The following is a 13,669-nucleotide window of genomic DNA, read 5'->3' on the forward strand; positions in this document are numbered from 1 at the left end:
GCAGGTTGGAGGAGACATTGAGCTTCAGGCTGCGCACCCGTCAAATGTGTCGACACTTTGAGGGTCAGGCATCGCGTATGCGGCTTTGAGCCCGAAAATCTAGTCTAGCGAGGGAGTTGGTCGCTCCAGCGGGTTTCTCGGATGGCGTCGAGGCCGCTCAGGGTCATGGACCGGATCAGCTCGCGCGCAAGGTTCGAATCGCGGTCGTCACAGGCCATGACCAGGCGTCGGTGATCCAGCAGCGAGCGCTCGATCTGTTCCGGGCGTCGGATGCCTAGCCGGCGCAGGCTGATACGGGCGCGCCAGGCTGCGAGCGTCTTCTTTAGCGTCTGGTTGCCGCATCGGTCGGCCCAGACAGCGTGCAGCTGGACCCGCTCTTCGATGAAGAGGTCGGTTTCGTCGGCAGCCGCAGCCGCCTGCATCCGCTCCAGCACGGCATGGGCCTCGGCCAGCCCGGCCTCGTCGGCGTGGGTGACGAACAGTTCGATCATCATGCCGTTCAGCAGGGCGCGGATCTGATAAAGCTCCTCGATCTCCTGAAAGGTGACGTGGGCCACCCGGGGACGGCGTCGTGGCGGAATTTCCACCAGGCCTTCCTTCTCGAGCAGCATCAGCGCCTCGCGCACAGGCGTCCGGCTGGTGCCGAAACGTGTCGCCAGTTCCACCGAGTTCAGATCGTCGCCCGGCTTCAGATCGCCGTTGACGATGCCGCTGGCGATCTCGTTGGCGATCTTGCCGACCAGCGAGCCCTCGCGGTCCTGCAGGTCGACGACCGCAGACGCGCTGAGGCTCGATTCGATATTCGTCATAGCCACCCTCTTGCTGGCCGGCAGGATGCGATGCCCGGCCGCAGGTCTCAAGGGGTGGATTTCAGCCGTCAAAGGCGCAGCACGCCGCCATCGACCACCAGCGACTGGCCGTTGACATAGGCCGCCGCATCGGTGGCCAGGAAGGAGACCACGGCGGCGACATCCTCGGGCGTGCCCGCGCGGCCGACGGGAATGGAGGGCATGGACTTGGCCACCATCGCGTCATCGACCACGGATGCGCCGGTCTTCTTGCTCATGCCGCTCAGGGAGCGGGTGGTCAGGATGAAGCCGGGCAGGACGGCGTTGCTGGTCACGCCGTCCGGCCCCAGGTCCAGCGCCAAGGTCTGCGACAGGGCGATGACCCCGGCCTTGGACGCCGCATAGGCCGCATTGTTCTTGGAGCCGGTGCGACCGGCGACGGAGGCGATGTTGACGATCCGCCCCCGGCCACGTTCGCGCAACAGGGGCGCGACGGCGCGCGCCAGCAGGAAGGGGCCGCGGACATTGATCGCCATGACCTGATCCCACTCGTCCACATCGACCGCAGCGATATCGCCATGGCCAAGGCTGAAGGGCGCGCCCGCGTTGTTGACCAGGATCTCGACGGCGCCGTGGGTCGTCACCGCATGGGCGACGATGGCGTCCACGGCCACACGGTCGCTGACATCGCCGAAGACGAAGGAGGCGGTCCCGCCGGCCTGGCGGATTTCCTCCACCAGACTTTCGACGCCGCGCCAGTCGGGGTCCGCCGCATTGGCGGGTTCATGGATGTCCCTGACGCCTGCAGGTTCGATGTCGACGACGACGACGGGAAAGCCGTCACGGCTCAGAACGCGAGCGACGGCGGCGCCGATTCCGTTGCGTTTGCCGCAGCCGGTGATGATGGCTGCGCCCTTGTCGATCGTCATGATTCAAGCCCTGTTCGGAGTTCGCCCATCTAAGGTCACGGGATGGCCGTGGACGACAGTCCGGATCCGCACTGTTCGGACTGGCGATATGTTGGCCGCCGGGCTTGTTCGGGCCTGCGCTTGTCGTGTCAGGGTAGGGCGGGGACGAGCCCTGTCCCGGATTTTCAAGGCCTCGCGATGTCAGCGCCCACCGTCGATAAACTCCGCGCCTTGAGCGGCGGCTTTGATCCGCGCAACGGGGCGATGGTCCATCGCGGCCTCGACCTGTCCAACCCCACCGAGACGACTGCGGAAGAGATCGAGGCCTTCAAGGGCCACTACGCCGCCCAGTTCGGTTCGGCGCTCGAAGGGTTGGACTGGTGGTTCGACAAGAACACCGAGATCCTGAAACGCTATCGACTCTACTGCAGCTTGACGCTTCGGGTTCAACCGGCCGTGACCGGCGGCGGCACGCTCGGCTTCTATGCCCTGAACGGCTACGAGCGCGGCGTGAAATACGTCATCCAGTCCTTCCAGCAGGACGGGATCAGCAAGGCGCAGATGATGGAGATCGTCGGCCTGGCCTTTGTCCACGCCGGCCCGCGCGGCATGCAGTGCATCGCTCGCGCCCTGGACGGATGGGAGTTCATCGAAAGCCCCAACCCGCCCGCCCGCTTTCCCGACGGCTGGGCGCCCGATGTGGAGGCTTTCCGCTCGGGTCTCGATTTCTCGACACCGGAACTGCTGGCTGGTGAGTTCGAGAAGATCCAGGCCTGGTACCAGAATCTGATCGGCGAGGTTCCCGGACACGTCATGTTCCTGGGCAAGCACAGGCCGTATCTGCTCAAGACCCACCGGGCCCGGATGGAGAACATGCTCTATCATCTGCCCAAGCAGATGTGGCCCAGCTACATGCTCTACTATCATGTGATGACGCGCTGCCGCGAAGGCATCCGCGAGAACATCCTGCTCGGCAAGGCCTGGGGGATTTCCAAATCCGACACCTTGGACGTGATCGGCAACGCGCTCGTCTATGGTCAGATGGAGGCGGCGACCATGGTCGAGGACGTCGCCGGCGACATCTTCGACGGCTGGTCGGAATGAGCCGCACGCCGCGTCGCTGGCTGATCACCGGGGTGTCGAGCGGCCTGGGCGCCGCCCTGGCCCAGGCGGTGCTCGATCACGGCGACGCGGTCGTCGGCACTGTTCGCTCCGAGGACGCGGCGCGGGCCTTCGCGTCGCTGTCCCCCGCAGCCGGTGGCCCCGGTCGCGCTGAACCGATCCGCCTCGACGTCACCGACCGCGACCGCGTATTTTCGGCGCTCGAGGGTCAGACCTTCGACGTGCTGGTGAACAACGCCGGCTATTGCCTGGCCGGCGCGGTCGAGACCCTCGAAGCCTCGGCGTTCCGGGATCAACTCGAGACCAACGTGGTCGGGGCGCTCAACATGATTCAGGCGGTCCTGCCGGGTATGCGGGCGGCGGGCTCTGGCCGCATCATCAACATCGGCTCTCTGTCGGGCGTGACGGGGATGGCCGGCCTCGGCGGATACTGCGCCTCCAAGTTTGCTTTGGCGGGTCTGTCAGACACCCTGGCGGCGGAGGTTTCCCGTTTCGGGGTATTGGTCACCCTGGTCGAGCCCGGCGGTTTCCGGACCAACTTCGCCGGCCGCAGCCTGAAGCTGGAAGGCCGTGACATCGACGATTACGCCGAACAGAACGCCGCGCTGGTCACCGGCTTTGCGCGCTCGCACGGTCACCAGCCCAATGACCCGGCCAAGGGCGCTCGCGCCCTGATCGCCCTGGCTGAACACCCGCAACCGCCGATCCGCTTCGCCCTGGGGCATGACGCCAGGGAGCGGATCGAAAGAGCGCTTGCCGAGCGGATCGAGGGCTATCGCGGCACCGCCAATCTGGGCATGGACACCGCCTTTTCCTGATCAGCTTTGGCGATCCCGGCGTTCCGCAGCCTTCCAGTAGGAGTGGTGATCGGTCCATTCGGGATTGGGCCGCAGCAGACCTGCGCCCCCGTCCACCGTCAGCACCTGCCCCGTCATCCAGCGTCCGCCTTCGCCATGCAGGAAGGCGACGCTGCGGGCGATGTCCCAGGCGTCGCCGATGCTTAGAAGGGCGGTCCGGCGACGCCGTTCGTCGCGCAGGGCGTCGGCCTTGGCCGCGGTGTCGCAGTTGCGATCGACCATGGCGGTCCAGACCTCGCCCGGCCTGACGACGTTGCAGCGAATTCCGTCCGGACCGTATTGAAGTGCCATCTGGCGGCTCAGGCCTTCCAGCGCAGCCTTGGTCGCCGAATAGGCGGCGCTGGCGGCGGGCGTCCAGACCGCCGTCGTCGACAGCATGGTCACCGCGCCGCCCGCCGTCATGGCCGGGATGGCGTGCTTGCTCATGAACACGGCGGTCTTGACGTTGACGGCCATGGCAAAGTCCCAGTCGTCCTCGTCGGTCTTGTGCACGGTCGCCCCATTGCCGATGCCGACATTGTTGACCAGGCCGTCCAGTCGCCCAAAGGCGGCCAGGGCCTGCTCGACCACGCGGGCGCAGTCGGCCTCGCGCGTCAGGTCGGCGACAACCGCCCTCGCATCGCCTCCAGCTTCCGTGATCGACGCCACCGTCCGCGCCGCGCCGTCCGCATCCCGATCGGCGACGACGACAAGAGCGCCATGCGCGCTCAACAGCCGGGCCGTAGCCTCGCCGACGCTCGGCACCCGTCCCGGGCTGGCGCCCCCGCCAGTGACGATGACGCATTTGCCCTTCAGGCCGAAGTCGATGGAGGGGGCGGTCATGCAGGAGTACCCCTATTCAGGCCGAGCGTCTGATAGGCCAGATCGTCGGGCGCCGGGGCGCCGGCGTAGCGACCCAAAGCCGGGCGACCAGCCACTGGATCCAGCCGGGACCACTCGTCGATGAAGAGCCGAGCCGACAGTTTCCACGTCCCGTCGCGGCGCTCGAACCGGTCCAGATAGCGGCCTGCGCGAACCCGGGTTTCCGCGCCATCTCCGGCTGCGAGTTCCTGGCAGGACATGACATAGCTTTCGCTCTCGGCGCGGTCGCCCGACAGGCGGATCCGGTGGTTACCGATGATATGCATCCGCCCGGCGGCGGGGGTTTCCGGGCGTTTCAGCGCGGCGGCGAAGGTCTCGCCCGTGATCGTCTGGGCGCCGCCCATGTCGATCTCAGCATCGCTCCAGATGGCCGATCTGAGCAGATCGGGATCATAGCGATCGACACCCGCCGCGATGGTGACGATGAGGTCGTAGATCGTGTTTCGGGCCTGCAGCCGACTCAGTTCGGCGGCAAGGAATCCGTCGTCGCTCATGCCGATTCCAGTTCGTGCAGCACCTCGGCGCTGGTCCGCATCCGGGCGATGCGGGGGAAGACGACCTCCAGCGAATAGTCGTGGTCCCGCTGGGTGAAGCCCCCGCAGACGTCGGTCATGACGACCTGATCGTAACCCCGCTCGTGCGCCTGGCGCATGGTGGTGTCGAGGCCGATATCGGTGACCAGCCCGCCGGTCAGCAGGGTCTTGACGCCGCGCCGCCGAAGCTGAACGTCCAGGTCCGTGCCGTAGAATCCGCCCCAGTTGTACTTGGTCACCACGACGTCTTCAGGACTGACGGCCAACTCGGCGGGGAAGTCGTGCGCGCCGGGCGGCAGATTCCAGACGGCGGCCTCAGCATCCAGCCGGGGCTTGAGGGACAGCACATTGCCGGGGCCGCTTTCGACCCGGATCAGGACGACCAGGATTCCCTTCCGGCGACAGGCGGCGGCGACCTGGGCGGCGCGTTCCAGCACCTGGCGGCCCGTGTGCGGCTGGGTGTCCAGAGCGGCGGTGAAGTTCTGGATATCGACCAGGACGAGGGCGGTCTGCGACGGGACCAAGTCCAGCAGTGGAAGGGACATGGCGACCTCAGTACTGCAGGGAGAAATAGCCGCCGCCGTTAACCGGCAGGATCACGCCGTTCACGGCCGAGGCGGCGTCGGAGCTTAGATAGACCACGGCGTCGGCGATCTCTTCGGCGGTGCTGTAGCGACCGGGCACCGTCTGATCGGGCAGGGTGTCGACGGGCGGCGGCGGAGCCTGCCCCTCGACCGGACGCAGGGCGGGGCTGTCGGGGCGCGACACGCCGGTTGGCTGCACCTTGACGATGCCGGGCGAGACCGTGTTGACGCGCACCCCGCGACGCGCGGATTCCATGGCCAGGGTCTGGCTCATAAGGGCGACGCCGCCCTTGCCCGCCGCCTGCACCGCGAACCCATGCACGGGGTGGAAGGCCGCATCGGCGGACATGTTGACGATGGCGCCGCGGCCTTGCGCATACATCACCCGCAGCGCGGCCTGGGAACAGAAGAAGGCGCCCCGCAGGTTGACATTGACGACCTGGTCCCACTGTTCCGGCGTCACGTCCAGGGTCTCGCCACGCCAGGAATAGCCCCCGATATGGGCCGCTGCGGTCAGGCCGCCCAGCCAGGACACGGCCTCCTCATAGGCCGCACGGATCGAGGCGACATCGCCCAGATCGACATGCACGGCCAGGGCTTCGGCGCCCATCTGCTTCAGCAGGGCCACGGTGTCGGCGGCGCCTTTGTCGTGCAGATCGAGGCAGGCGATGCGCCGTGCGCCGCGCTCCGCATATCGCAAGGCAGTCGCGCGGCCGATGCCGCTGGCGGCTCCTGTCACTAGAACCAGGCTATCCTGCATCATCACGCAACGTCTCCTCTGGGCCTTGGGCCGCTGTTGGACTTGAATGCGCGTCTGAACCGGGCGGGCTCAAGGCCGTATTGTTCCGGCGGACATATCATCGTGGATGCGAAACCCGCCGGGCCCGGTCGCGAAAGGCCTTCGGCGTCTCTCCGACCCGCCGCTTGAACAGGTCGCAGAAAAAGGCCGTATCCGCATAGCCGACCATGGCGGCGATCCGGGCGACGGGGCGCGAGGTGCGCACCAGCATGGACTGGGCCGAGGCCAGCCTTAGATGTTGCTGATAGGCCTTGGGGCTCATGCCGATGCTGGACTGGAAACGTCGAGCCAGGGTGCGGGGCGTCACTCCCAGGCCAAGGGCGAAGGCTTCCAGGTTCATGGGGTGAGAGAAGCCGGCCCGGATCAGGGCGCGGGCGCGGGCCACGATGTCGTCGGGGCGCAGCACGGTCACGGCGAAGGCGTCGTCCGGCGTGTCCTCGATAGGCAGGGCGGCGCCGATCCTTCTCGCCAGCACCCCGGCCAGATGCGGCGTTACGGCCCGTTCGATCAGGCGGAGCGCCAGCTGGGGCTCGCCCGCCAGTCCTGCCGTTGACAGGAAATCCGTCGCTTCGACCACGGTCCGGGTCGGGTCGATCGCCGTGCGCCGCCCGCGCCGGATGGCCTCGACCAGAAAGGGCGCAGCCGCGACGGGCCCGCTTCGCCCCAATCCGGCCTCCAGGGCCAGAACGACACCGGCGCCCGCGCAGGCGACCGCGCCTGTCCGTCTTGCGACCGCGCCCAGAACCGCGAGCGCTTCATCCTGGGCGTCCAGCCAAGCGGGCCAGATCGCCGGATCAATCTCGAAATCGGCCACGTACAGGCCATCCAGAACCGCATCCGCCAGCACGCCGTCGACCCTGACCCGGCGACCGTCTGCGGCGACGACCGACCCCCCGGACAAAGAGAGTGTCTGCAGCGAGATGGTTTGGACCGGCTCGGTCTCACCATACAGATCGGCGGCATAGGCCTCGGCCATGGCTGCCAGATCGCGCAGGATTTCCAGCCCGGAGAAACGAAATCCGGGCGGCAACACGATTCCGATCCTGCGCACGCCTATAACCTCTCTGTCCGATTTGCCCCATCATATGTCGTTTTCGCCAATGTTCGAGCCCCGCCGTGAATTCCATCCTTTCACCAGAGCCGGTGACGCTGGCCGAGCTTTGAGGAGACGATCATGTCCGTGCGGCGCGAACTTTTGGATCTTATCGACCGTGAGGACGTGTTCGACGCCCCGCCGAAGGACTTGAACGCCATGCGTCTGGCGGCGGCGCGCGAACTGTTCGCCGAGCGACGCGGGCAGATCCCGGTGCTGAAACGTCGCGCCGAGGAAACGGGCGTGTCCGAGATCGCGTCCTTCGCCGACCTCGTGCCCCTGCTGTTCGCCCACACGGTCTATAAGTCCTACCCCGCCGCCCTGGTCGAGAACGGACGCTGGGCGCGGCTGCTGCAATGGCTCCAGACCCTGTCGGTCAGCGATGTCTCCAACACTGATGTCGAGGGTGTCGAGACGGTCGATGACTGGATCACCAGGCTGCGCGCCGCTGGCCATCTGGTGCTGGCGACCTCGGGGTCCAGCGGCAAGGTGTCCTTCCTCAACCAGACCGCCGGAGACCGCGAAGGCAAGAAGCGGCATTTCGCGCGGACGATGGGTTGGCCCTTCACCAAGCCGAATGCGGATCGCCCCTACTTCGCCCTGGGGCCGAGCCAGGGTTTCAACAGCGCCATCGAGGCTCAGCAGATCCAGGCCGAGATCTGGGGCCGCCCCGGCGACATCCATTTCCTGACCGACGAGCCCCTGTTGATCGCCGACGTCAGCGCCATGGCGACCCTGCGCAAGCGGATGGCCGAGGGTCTGGCCACGCCTGGCGAAATCCAGAAGGCGGAAGCCGCAGGCGCAGCCAAGGGCGCGCGCATGAACCAGGCTCTGGAGCAGATGGCCGAGACCATCATCTCTCACCGTCACGAACCCATCCTGCTGGGCGCTCTGTGGGCCCAGCACATGATGATCATCGAAAAGGCGCGCGCCCTGGGCGTCGAGGACGGCGCCTTCCACCCCGACAGCCTGATCATGGCCGGCGGCGGGGTGAAGGGGGTGAAGCTGCCGGATGACTACAAGGAACGGGTCGACGCCTTCTATGGCGACGTCGTGCGTCCCGGCGGCTACGGCATGACCGAGATGGCCCAGCGGATGCCGCGTTGCGAGGCCCGCCGCTATCATATCCCGCCTGGCCTCGTCCCCCTTTTGCTCGACCGGCCCGGCGAGGCGCTTCAGAACGCGGACGGCGCCTATGAAGGCGTGATCGAGGGCCGGTTCGGCTTCCTCGACCTGATGTACGAAGGTCGCTGGGGCGGTCTGATCAGCGGCGACAAGGTCGAGATCGACTTCGCCTCCCATTGCCCGTGTGGTCGTCCCGGTCCGACGGTGCTGGACACCATCACCCGCTATAGCCAGCCCGGAGAGGACGATCACATCGGCTGCGCCGGCACCATCGACGCCTACGTCCGCGGGGAGATGGCGGCATGAACGCGCCCGTGATCCTGCCGCCGACGGCCGTCAACCACTTCGTCAAGGGCGAGACCGTCAGCGGCGCCGATATTGAGTACGGCCGCCCCTCCGCCCGCTTCGCCACACCGGCGCTGGATCTGGACGCCCTGGTCTGGAGCCGGCGTGAACCGCCCCCCGCTGCCGACACGCCCATCAGCGAGGTCATGGATGTGTTGGAGGCCTTGGGCCAGCGACTGACCCGCGACCCTGACTGCGTCCTGGCCGAGGCGCTCGAGCGGAACATGAAGACCAATCCCCTGCCGCGCGATCTGATGGAGAGGGCCTATGCGAATGTTGGGCGAGGCTTTGCGCGCGACCGGATGCAGTTCATCCTCGATCAGGAGCTGGGCGGTTCGGATGTGGTCGACGGCTGGCGCGAGATCGACACCCTGTCGGGGCGACCGGCGCGGGTCCGGGCCTTTCCGCCTCGGCTGATCCATGTCCTGGCCGGCAATGGGCCAGGGGTTTCGGCCGGATCGATCCTGAGGGGTGGCCTGGTCAAGGGCGCCAACCTGTTCAAGCTGCCGTCCAACGACCTGTTCACGGCCCCGGCGCTGCTGCGGGAACTGGCGGCGGTGGCGCCCGGCCACCCCGTGACCCGCTCCTTCTCGGCCGTCTATTGGAAGGGCGGCGACGAGGCGGTCGAGCGGATGCTGTTCCGGCCCCAGTATTTCGACAAGCTGGTCGCCTGGGGCGGGGACGCCGCCATCCGCAGCGCCCTGCAGTATATCGGGCCGGGTTTCGAGCTGGTCAGCTTCGATCCCAAGACCTCGATCTCGATGATCGGCCGCGAGGCCTTCGTGTCGGAGGAAGCCATCCAGGAAGCCGCCCGCCACGCCGCCCACGACGCCACCATCCTGAACCAGCAGGCCTGTATCGCGAGCCGGTTCCAGTTCGTGGAAGCCAGCGAGGCCGACGCCGACCGGTTCGCCGAAGCTCTTCAGAAAGAGCTGGGTAAACCCCGGCCCCTGGCCTCGACCGAGCCCTGGCCGACGCCCGAGGGTGTTCGCGAAGAGGTCGAGGCCCTGCGCGACATGCCCGACTTCTATCGCATCTGGGGTGGCTATACCGGCGAGGGCTGCGTCATCCGCTCCGAGGATCCGGTCGATTTCCATCCCGACGGCAAGGTCGTCAACGTGGTGCCGGTCGAGCGGCTGGAGGACGCCGTGCGCCATGTGAATGTCGCCACCCAGACGGTCGGGGTGCATCCGCCACAGCGCAAGCTGCGGCTGCGTGACGCGCTGGCAGCGGCCGGGGCGCAGCGGATCGTCACCCTTGGGCAGGCCAGCCCCGAGATGGGTCTGCCGCACGACGGCTTCTATCCGCTGCAGCGTTTCGTTCGTTGGGTGAACGACGAGGGGTGAGGCGAAAGGCGGCGTCCGATCGGTGCGAATAGCGCGCTTGCGATGGCTGGCGCGCGACCTCGCTAAAGCCCGCGAAAAAGATGCTTATTGGAATCGGTCGCCTCGCAAACAGTGGGCGATCCGAGCGACATCAAGATCGCATCGCAGGCCCGGTTGACGGGCCCGGATCAAAGGTTCCAGGGAGTCCCGATGTCAGACGCCGCTAAACAGCCTGTTCCTCGCCAGCACTGGTACGCCCTCGCGTTGCTGACGGCGATGTACACCCTCAGCAGTATCGACCGGAACGTCGTGTCCATTATCGCCGAACCGCTGAAACTGGAATACGGCCTGACGGACTCGCAGCTGGGCCTGCTGACCGGCGCCGCCTTCGCCCTGTCCTTTGCGGCCGTCGGCCTGCCCATGGGGCTGCTGATCGACCGGGTGAACCGGACCAAGCTGATCGCCACCTGTCTGACGATCTGGAGCGGCCTGACCGTGGTCAGCGGCATGGCCCATGCCTTCTGGGTCTTGCTGCTCGCCCGCATCGGTGTCGCCGGCGCGGAGTCCTGCGGGTCTCCGGGCGCGATGTCCTTGATCACCGACTATTTCCCGCGCAGCCGACGCGGCACCGCCATCGGCATCTTCTTCACCAGCGCGCCCCTGGGCATGACCCTGGGCTTCGCCTTCGGCGGCCTGATCGCTGCAGAATGGGGTTGGCGCGCCGCCTTCTTCGTCGCCGGGGCGCCGGGTCTGATCCTGGCGGCGTTGATGTATTTCACCTCCAGAGAGCCCAAGCGGGGCGCCTATGACCCGATCCAGCCCGGCCCGGTGGTCAAGGCCTCGTTGACGGCGGTGGTCGGGTTGGTCTGGCGCCGCCGGACCATGCTGATGTTGCTGCTGGCCGCCATCTGCATGATCCTGGTGCAGGCCGGCATCGGCGCCTTCATCTCCCCCTTCCTGATCCGAGTCCATGACATGCCCTTGGCGCAGACGGGCCTATTCGCCGCTGTCGCCCTGGGCGGCGGAGGCTTCATTGGCATGCCCCTGGGTGGGATGTTCGCCGACCGTCTGGGACGGACCTCTGCGGCGCGCGGTCAGATTTTCGTGGCCATCACGGCTGTGGCCTCGGGCATAGCCGCCATCGCAGCCTTCACCGTCTCCAGCGTCCTGGCGTCGATGGTGCTGCTGTTCGTCTATGCCGTCGTGGCCCACCTCTATTACGGCGCGACCTTCAGCACCTATCTGAACGTGGCGCCGGCGACAGTGCGCGGCACCGCCGGCGCCCTGCTGATCGTGGCTCTGAACCTGGGGGGCTACGGCCTGGGGCCGCTGCTGACCGGCGGGGTCAGCGACTTCGTCCACGCCCTGGGCATCGACAACTCGCTGCGCTGGTCGCTGGTGATCCTGTCCTGCTTCTACGGCGTCGGCGCGATCTTCTTCCTGATCGCCAGCCTGACGATCAACCGCGACCTGACTGCCAGCGAAGAGGGCGAGGCCGACGTCCAGCCCGCCTGACACCGACGCGAAAACCTCCCCAGCCGTGACCTCCAACGGTTACGGCTGGGCGGCGACGATCGCGCCCCTGCGGCGCCCGCTGTTCCTCGCCTTCTGGTCCGCCAGCATGGCCTCCAACCTGGGCAGCTATGTCCAGAGCGTGGGGGCGGCATGGCTGATGACCTCGATCGCGCCCTCGGCATCGTTCGTAGCCCTGGTCAACTCGGCGACCACCCTGCCGATTCTGCTGCTGGCCTTGATCGCCGGAGCCGTCGCCGACGTCTATGACCGGCGGCTGGTCATGCTGGCGGCCCAGACCCTGATGCTGTGCGCCTCGGCTGCTCTGGCCGCCATGACCTACGCCGGGATGCTGACGCCGTGGCTGCTGCTCGGCATGACGGCTCTGATCGGATGTGGCACGGCGATGAACGCCCCGGCCTGGCAGGCTTCGGTCGGCGAACAGGTCCCGCGTGAGGACCTGGCCGGCGCGGTCGCCCTGAACAGTCTCCAGGCCAATGTCGCCCGAAGCTTCGGCCCGGCCATCGGCGGCGCGATCGTCGCTGTGGCCGGCCCGCCCGCCGCCTTCCTGATGAACGCCGTCAGCTATGTCGGCCTGATTGTCGTCCTGCTGCGCTGGCGCAGGGAGGTCGGCGTCCGCAGCCTGCCGCCAGAACGGCTGCGGGCCGCGATGTGGACCGGCATCCAGTATGTGCGCCATTCGCCCGCCATCCGGCCCACCCTGTCGCGCGCCCTGTTTTTCGGCGTGGCCAGCAGCGCGATCTGGGCCCTGATGCCTCTTCTGGCGCGCGATGGTTTGAATCAGGGGGCGTCCGGCTATGGCTTCCTGCTGGCCAGTTTCGGCTTCGGCGCCGTGATCGGGGCTCTATCCAACACCTCCCTGAGAGCGAGGTTGGGGGACGAACGAGCGGTGCGGATCGCCACGGTCGGTTTCGCTGTCTCGGTCGCCCTGGCCGGCGGCGCCTTTGGCCTCATCGCGACGGCGGCTGCCCTGGTGGTGAACGGACTGAGTTGGGTCATCGTCGTTTCGACCCTGAACATCAATGTCCAGATGGCCGCCCCGCGCTGGGTCGTCGGCCGGGCCATGTCCCTGTTCCAGATGCTGACCTTCGGCGGGATGGCGGTCGGCAGCTGGGTCTATGGCCAGATCGCCGAGCAGGCGGGTCTGGGCGTGTCCCTGGTCGCCTCGGCCGTAGCCGTCCTGGCTACATTGATCCCGGCGCAGCACTGGCGGCTGCAGCCTATCCCTGCGGCGGAGATGGAGGTCGATACTTCGCGACCGGCGACAGCGCCCACGGTCGCCGCCAGTTTCGACATCGGCTCGGATCCCGTGGTCATCACGGTGGAATATCAGATCCCCGCCGCCAGTACGCCCGCCTTCCTAGAACTGATGCTGAAGAAGCGCGAGGTCCGCCGGCGTAATGGCGCGCGGCGTTGGCGCATCCTTCAGGATGTGGCCCAGCCCGAGTTGTGGATGGAGCGGTTCGAGAGCCCGAGTTGGACCGAACACCTCCGCCAGAGGTATCGGATGACCCGCGCCGACCTCGACATCGAGGCCGCCATCCGGGTGTTCCACAACGGTCCCGAACAGCCCCTGGTCCGCCGCCTGATGCAGCGCTCACCCGTCGTCGTCACCGAGCCCGGACCCGCCGTCCACGCCGGTATCGCCGACCCCACCATGCCCCAGACCGGGCTGTCTTGAACGGACAGGCCTGAACCTTCTGCCGACGCGCGCCTGGCTGTCGGCGGATCGCCCGCCATCATTCGTCGTGCTCAGAACAGCAAAAAGCCCGCACGCCGTGGGGCGTGCGGGCCTG

The 13,669-nt window shown here is 67.2% G+C and carries 13 protein-coding genes; 6 read left to right on the forward strand and 7 right to left on the reverse strand.

Annotation, left to right across the window (positions count from 1 at the left end):
• Positions 1-104: 104 nt before the first annotated feature.
• On the reverse strand, positions 105-809 hold the full coding sequence (locus ACO05L_RS05055) for a GntR family transcriptional regulator (protein ID WP_421731081.1): 705 nt from the start codon (positions 807-809) through the stop codon (positions 105-107).
• Positions 810-877: 68 nt separating this feature from the next.
• Positions 878-1,717 carry an SDR family NAD(P)-dependent oxidoreductase gene (locus ACO05L_RS05060; RefSeq protein ID WP_421731082.1) on the reverse strand — a complete coding sequence of 280 codons (840 nt, stop codon included), beginning with the start codon at positions 1,715-1,717 and terminating at the stop codon, positions 878-880.
• Positions 1,718-1,894: 177 nt separating this feature from the next.
• Between ACO05L_RS05060 and ACO05L_RS05065 the strand changes: the two genes are divergently transcribed.
• Together ACO05L_RS05065 and ACO05L_RS05070 are read left to right on the forward strand one after the other, a co-directional pair.
• A complete protein-coding gene (locus ACO05L_RS05065; protein ID WP_421731083.1) occupies positions 1,895-2,800 on the forward strand; it encodes a hypothetical protein in 906 nt (301 codons plus the stop codon).
• Positions 2,797-3,636 carry an SDR family NAD(P)-dependent oxidoreductase gene (locus tag ACO05L_RS05070; protein WP_421731084.1) on the forward strand — a complete coding sequence of 280 codons (840 nt, stop codon included), beginning with the start codon at positions 2,797-2,799 and terminating at the stop codon, positions 3,634-3,636. Before ACO05L_RS05065 ends, ACO05L_RS05070 begins: the two co-directional genes overlap by 4 nt.
• Here the strand turns inward: ACO05L_RS05070 and ACO05L_RS05075 are convergent, their stop codons facing one another.
• From ACO05L_RS05075 to ACO05L_RS05095, 5 genes are all read right to left on the reverse strand, one after another.
• Complete coding sequence (locus tag ACO05L_RS05075; RefSeq protein ID WP_421731085.1) at positions 3,637-4,497, reverse strand: SDR family NAD(P)-dependent oxidoreductase; 861 nt, start codon at positions 4,495-4,497, stop codon at positions 3,637-3,639.
• Positions 4,494-5,030 (reverse strand): nuclear transport factor 2 family protein, encoded by a 537-nt coding sequence (locus ACO05L_RS05080; RefSeq protein WP_421731086.1) that lies wholly within the window; start codon positions 5,028-5,030, stop codon positions 4,494-4,496. Before ACO05L_RS05080 ends, ACO05L_RS05075 begins: the two co-directional genes overlap by 4 nt.
• Positions 5,027-5,614, reverse strand: coding sequence for an isochorismatase family protein (locus tag ACO05L_RS05085; RefSeq protein WP_421731087.1), 588 nt, complete (start codon positions 5,612-5,614; stop codon positions 5,027-5,029). Before ACO05L_RS05085 ends, ACO05L_RS05080 begins: the two co-directional genes overlap by 4 nt.
• A 7-nt stretch (positions 5,615-5,621) precedes the next feature.
• Positions 5,622-6,416: an SDR family NAD(P)-dependent oxidoreductase gene (locus ACO05L_RS05090; protein ID WP_421731634.1), complete on the reverse strand. Its 795-nt coding sequence runs from the start codon at positions 6,414-6,416 to the stop codon at positions 5,622-5,624.
• Positions 6,417-6,510: 94 nt separating this feature from the next.
• Positions 6,511-7,485: a helix-turn-helix domain-containing protein gene (locus ACO05L_RS05095; RefSeq protein WP_421731088.1), complete on the reverse strand. Its 975-nt coding sequence runs from the start codon at positions 7,483-7,485 to the stop codon at positions 6,511-6,513.
• A 141-nt stretch (positions 7,486-7,626) separates the two neighbouring features.
• On the opposite strand from ACO05L_RS05095, the gene ACO05L_RS05100 reads away from it, so the two are divergent.
• From ACO05L_RS05100 to ACO05L_RS05115, 4 genes are all read left to right on the forward strand, one after another.
• A complete protein-coding gene (locus ACO05L_RS05100) occupies positions 7,627-8,976 on the forward strand; it encodes a hypothetical protein (RefSeq protein WP_421731089.1) in 1,350 nt (449 codons plus the stop codon).
• A complete protein-coding gene (locus ACO05L_RS05105) occupies positions 8,973-10,361 on the forward strand; it encodes an acyl-CoA reductase (RefSeq protein ID WP_421731090.1) in 1,389 nt (462 codons plus the stop codon). Before ACO05L_RS05100 ends, ACO05L_RS05105 begins: the two co-directional genes overlap by 4 nt.
• 189 nt (positions 10,362-10,550) lie before the next feature.
• Positions 10,551-11,855, forward strand: a complete 1,305-nt coding sequence (locus tag ACO05L_RS05110) for a spinster family MFS transporter (RefSeq protein ID WP_421731091.1) — start codon at positions 10,551-10,553, stop codon at positions 11,853-11,855.
• Positions 11,856-11,880: 25 nt separating this feature from the next.
• Positions 11,881-13,554, forward strand: coding sequence for an MFS transporter (locus tag ACO05L_RS05115; RefSeq protein WP_421731092.1), 1,674 nt, complete (start codon positions 11,881-11,883; stop codon positions 13,552-13,554).
• Positions 13,555-13,669 lie beyond the last annotated feature (115 nt).

It is taken from the genome of Brevundimonas sp., from assembly GCF_965227765.1.
Lineage (GTDB): Bacteria > Pseudomonadota > Alphaproteobacteria > Caulobacterales > Caulobacteraceae > Brevundimonas.

Excerpts from the sequence above, each read along its gene's own strand:
- ACO05L_RS05055 (WP_421731081.1), bottom strand. The coding sequence starts at position 809 with ATGACGAATATCGAATCGAGCCTCAGCGCGTCTGCGGTCGTCGACCTG.
- ACO05L_RS05060 (WP_421731082.1), bottom strand. The coding sequence starts at position 1,717 with ATGACGATCGACAAGGGCGCAGCCATCATCACCGGCTGCGGCAAACGC.
- ACO05L_RS05065 (WP_421731083.1), top strand. The coding sequence starts at position 1,895 with ATGTCAGCGCCCACCGTCGATAAACTCCGCGCCTTGAGCGGCGGCTTT.
- ACO05L_RS05070 (WP_421731084.1), top strand. The coding sequence starts at position 2,797 with ATGAGCCGCACGCCGCGTCGCTGGCTGATCACCGGGGTGTCGAGCGGC.
- ACO05L_RS05075 (WP_421731085.1), bottom strand. The coding sequence starts at position 4,497 with ATGACCGCCCCCTCCATCGACTTCGGCCTGAAGGGCAAATGCGTCATC.
- ACO05L_RS05080 (WP_421731086.1), bottom strand. The coding sequence starts at position 5,030 with ATGAGCGACGACGGATTCCTTGCCGCCGAACTGAGTCGGCTGCAGGCC.
- ACO05L_RS05085 (WP_421731087.1), bottom strand. The coding sequence starts at position 5,614 with ATGTCCCTTCCACTGCTGGACTTGGTCCCGTCGCAGACCGCCCTCGTC.
- ACO05L_RS05090 (WP_421731634.1), bottom strand. The coding sequence starts at position 6,416 with ATGATGCAGGATAGCCTGGTTCTAGTGACAGGAGCCGCCAGCGGCATC.
- ACO05L_RS05100 (WP_421731089.1), top strand. The coding sequence starts at position 7,627 with ATGTCCGTGCGGCGCGAACTTTTGGATCTTATCGACCGTGAGGACGTG.
- ACO05L_RS05105 (WP_421731090.1), top strand. The coding sequence starts at position 8,973 with ATGAACGCGCCCGTGATCCTGCCGCCGACGGCCGTCAACCACTTCGTC.
- ACO05L_RS05110 (WP_421731091.1), top strand. The coding sequence starts at position 10,551 with ATGTCAGACGCCGCTAAACAGCCTGTTCCTCGCCAGCACTGGTACGCC.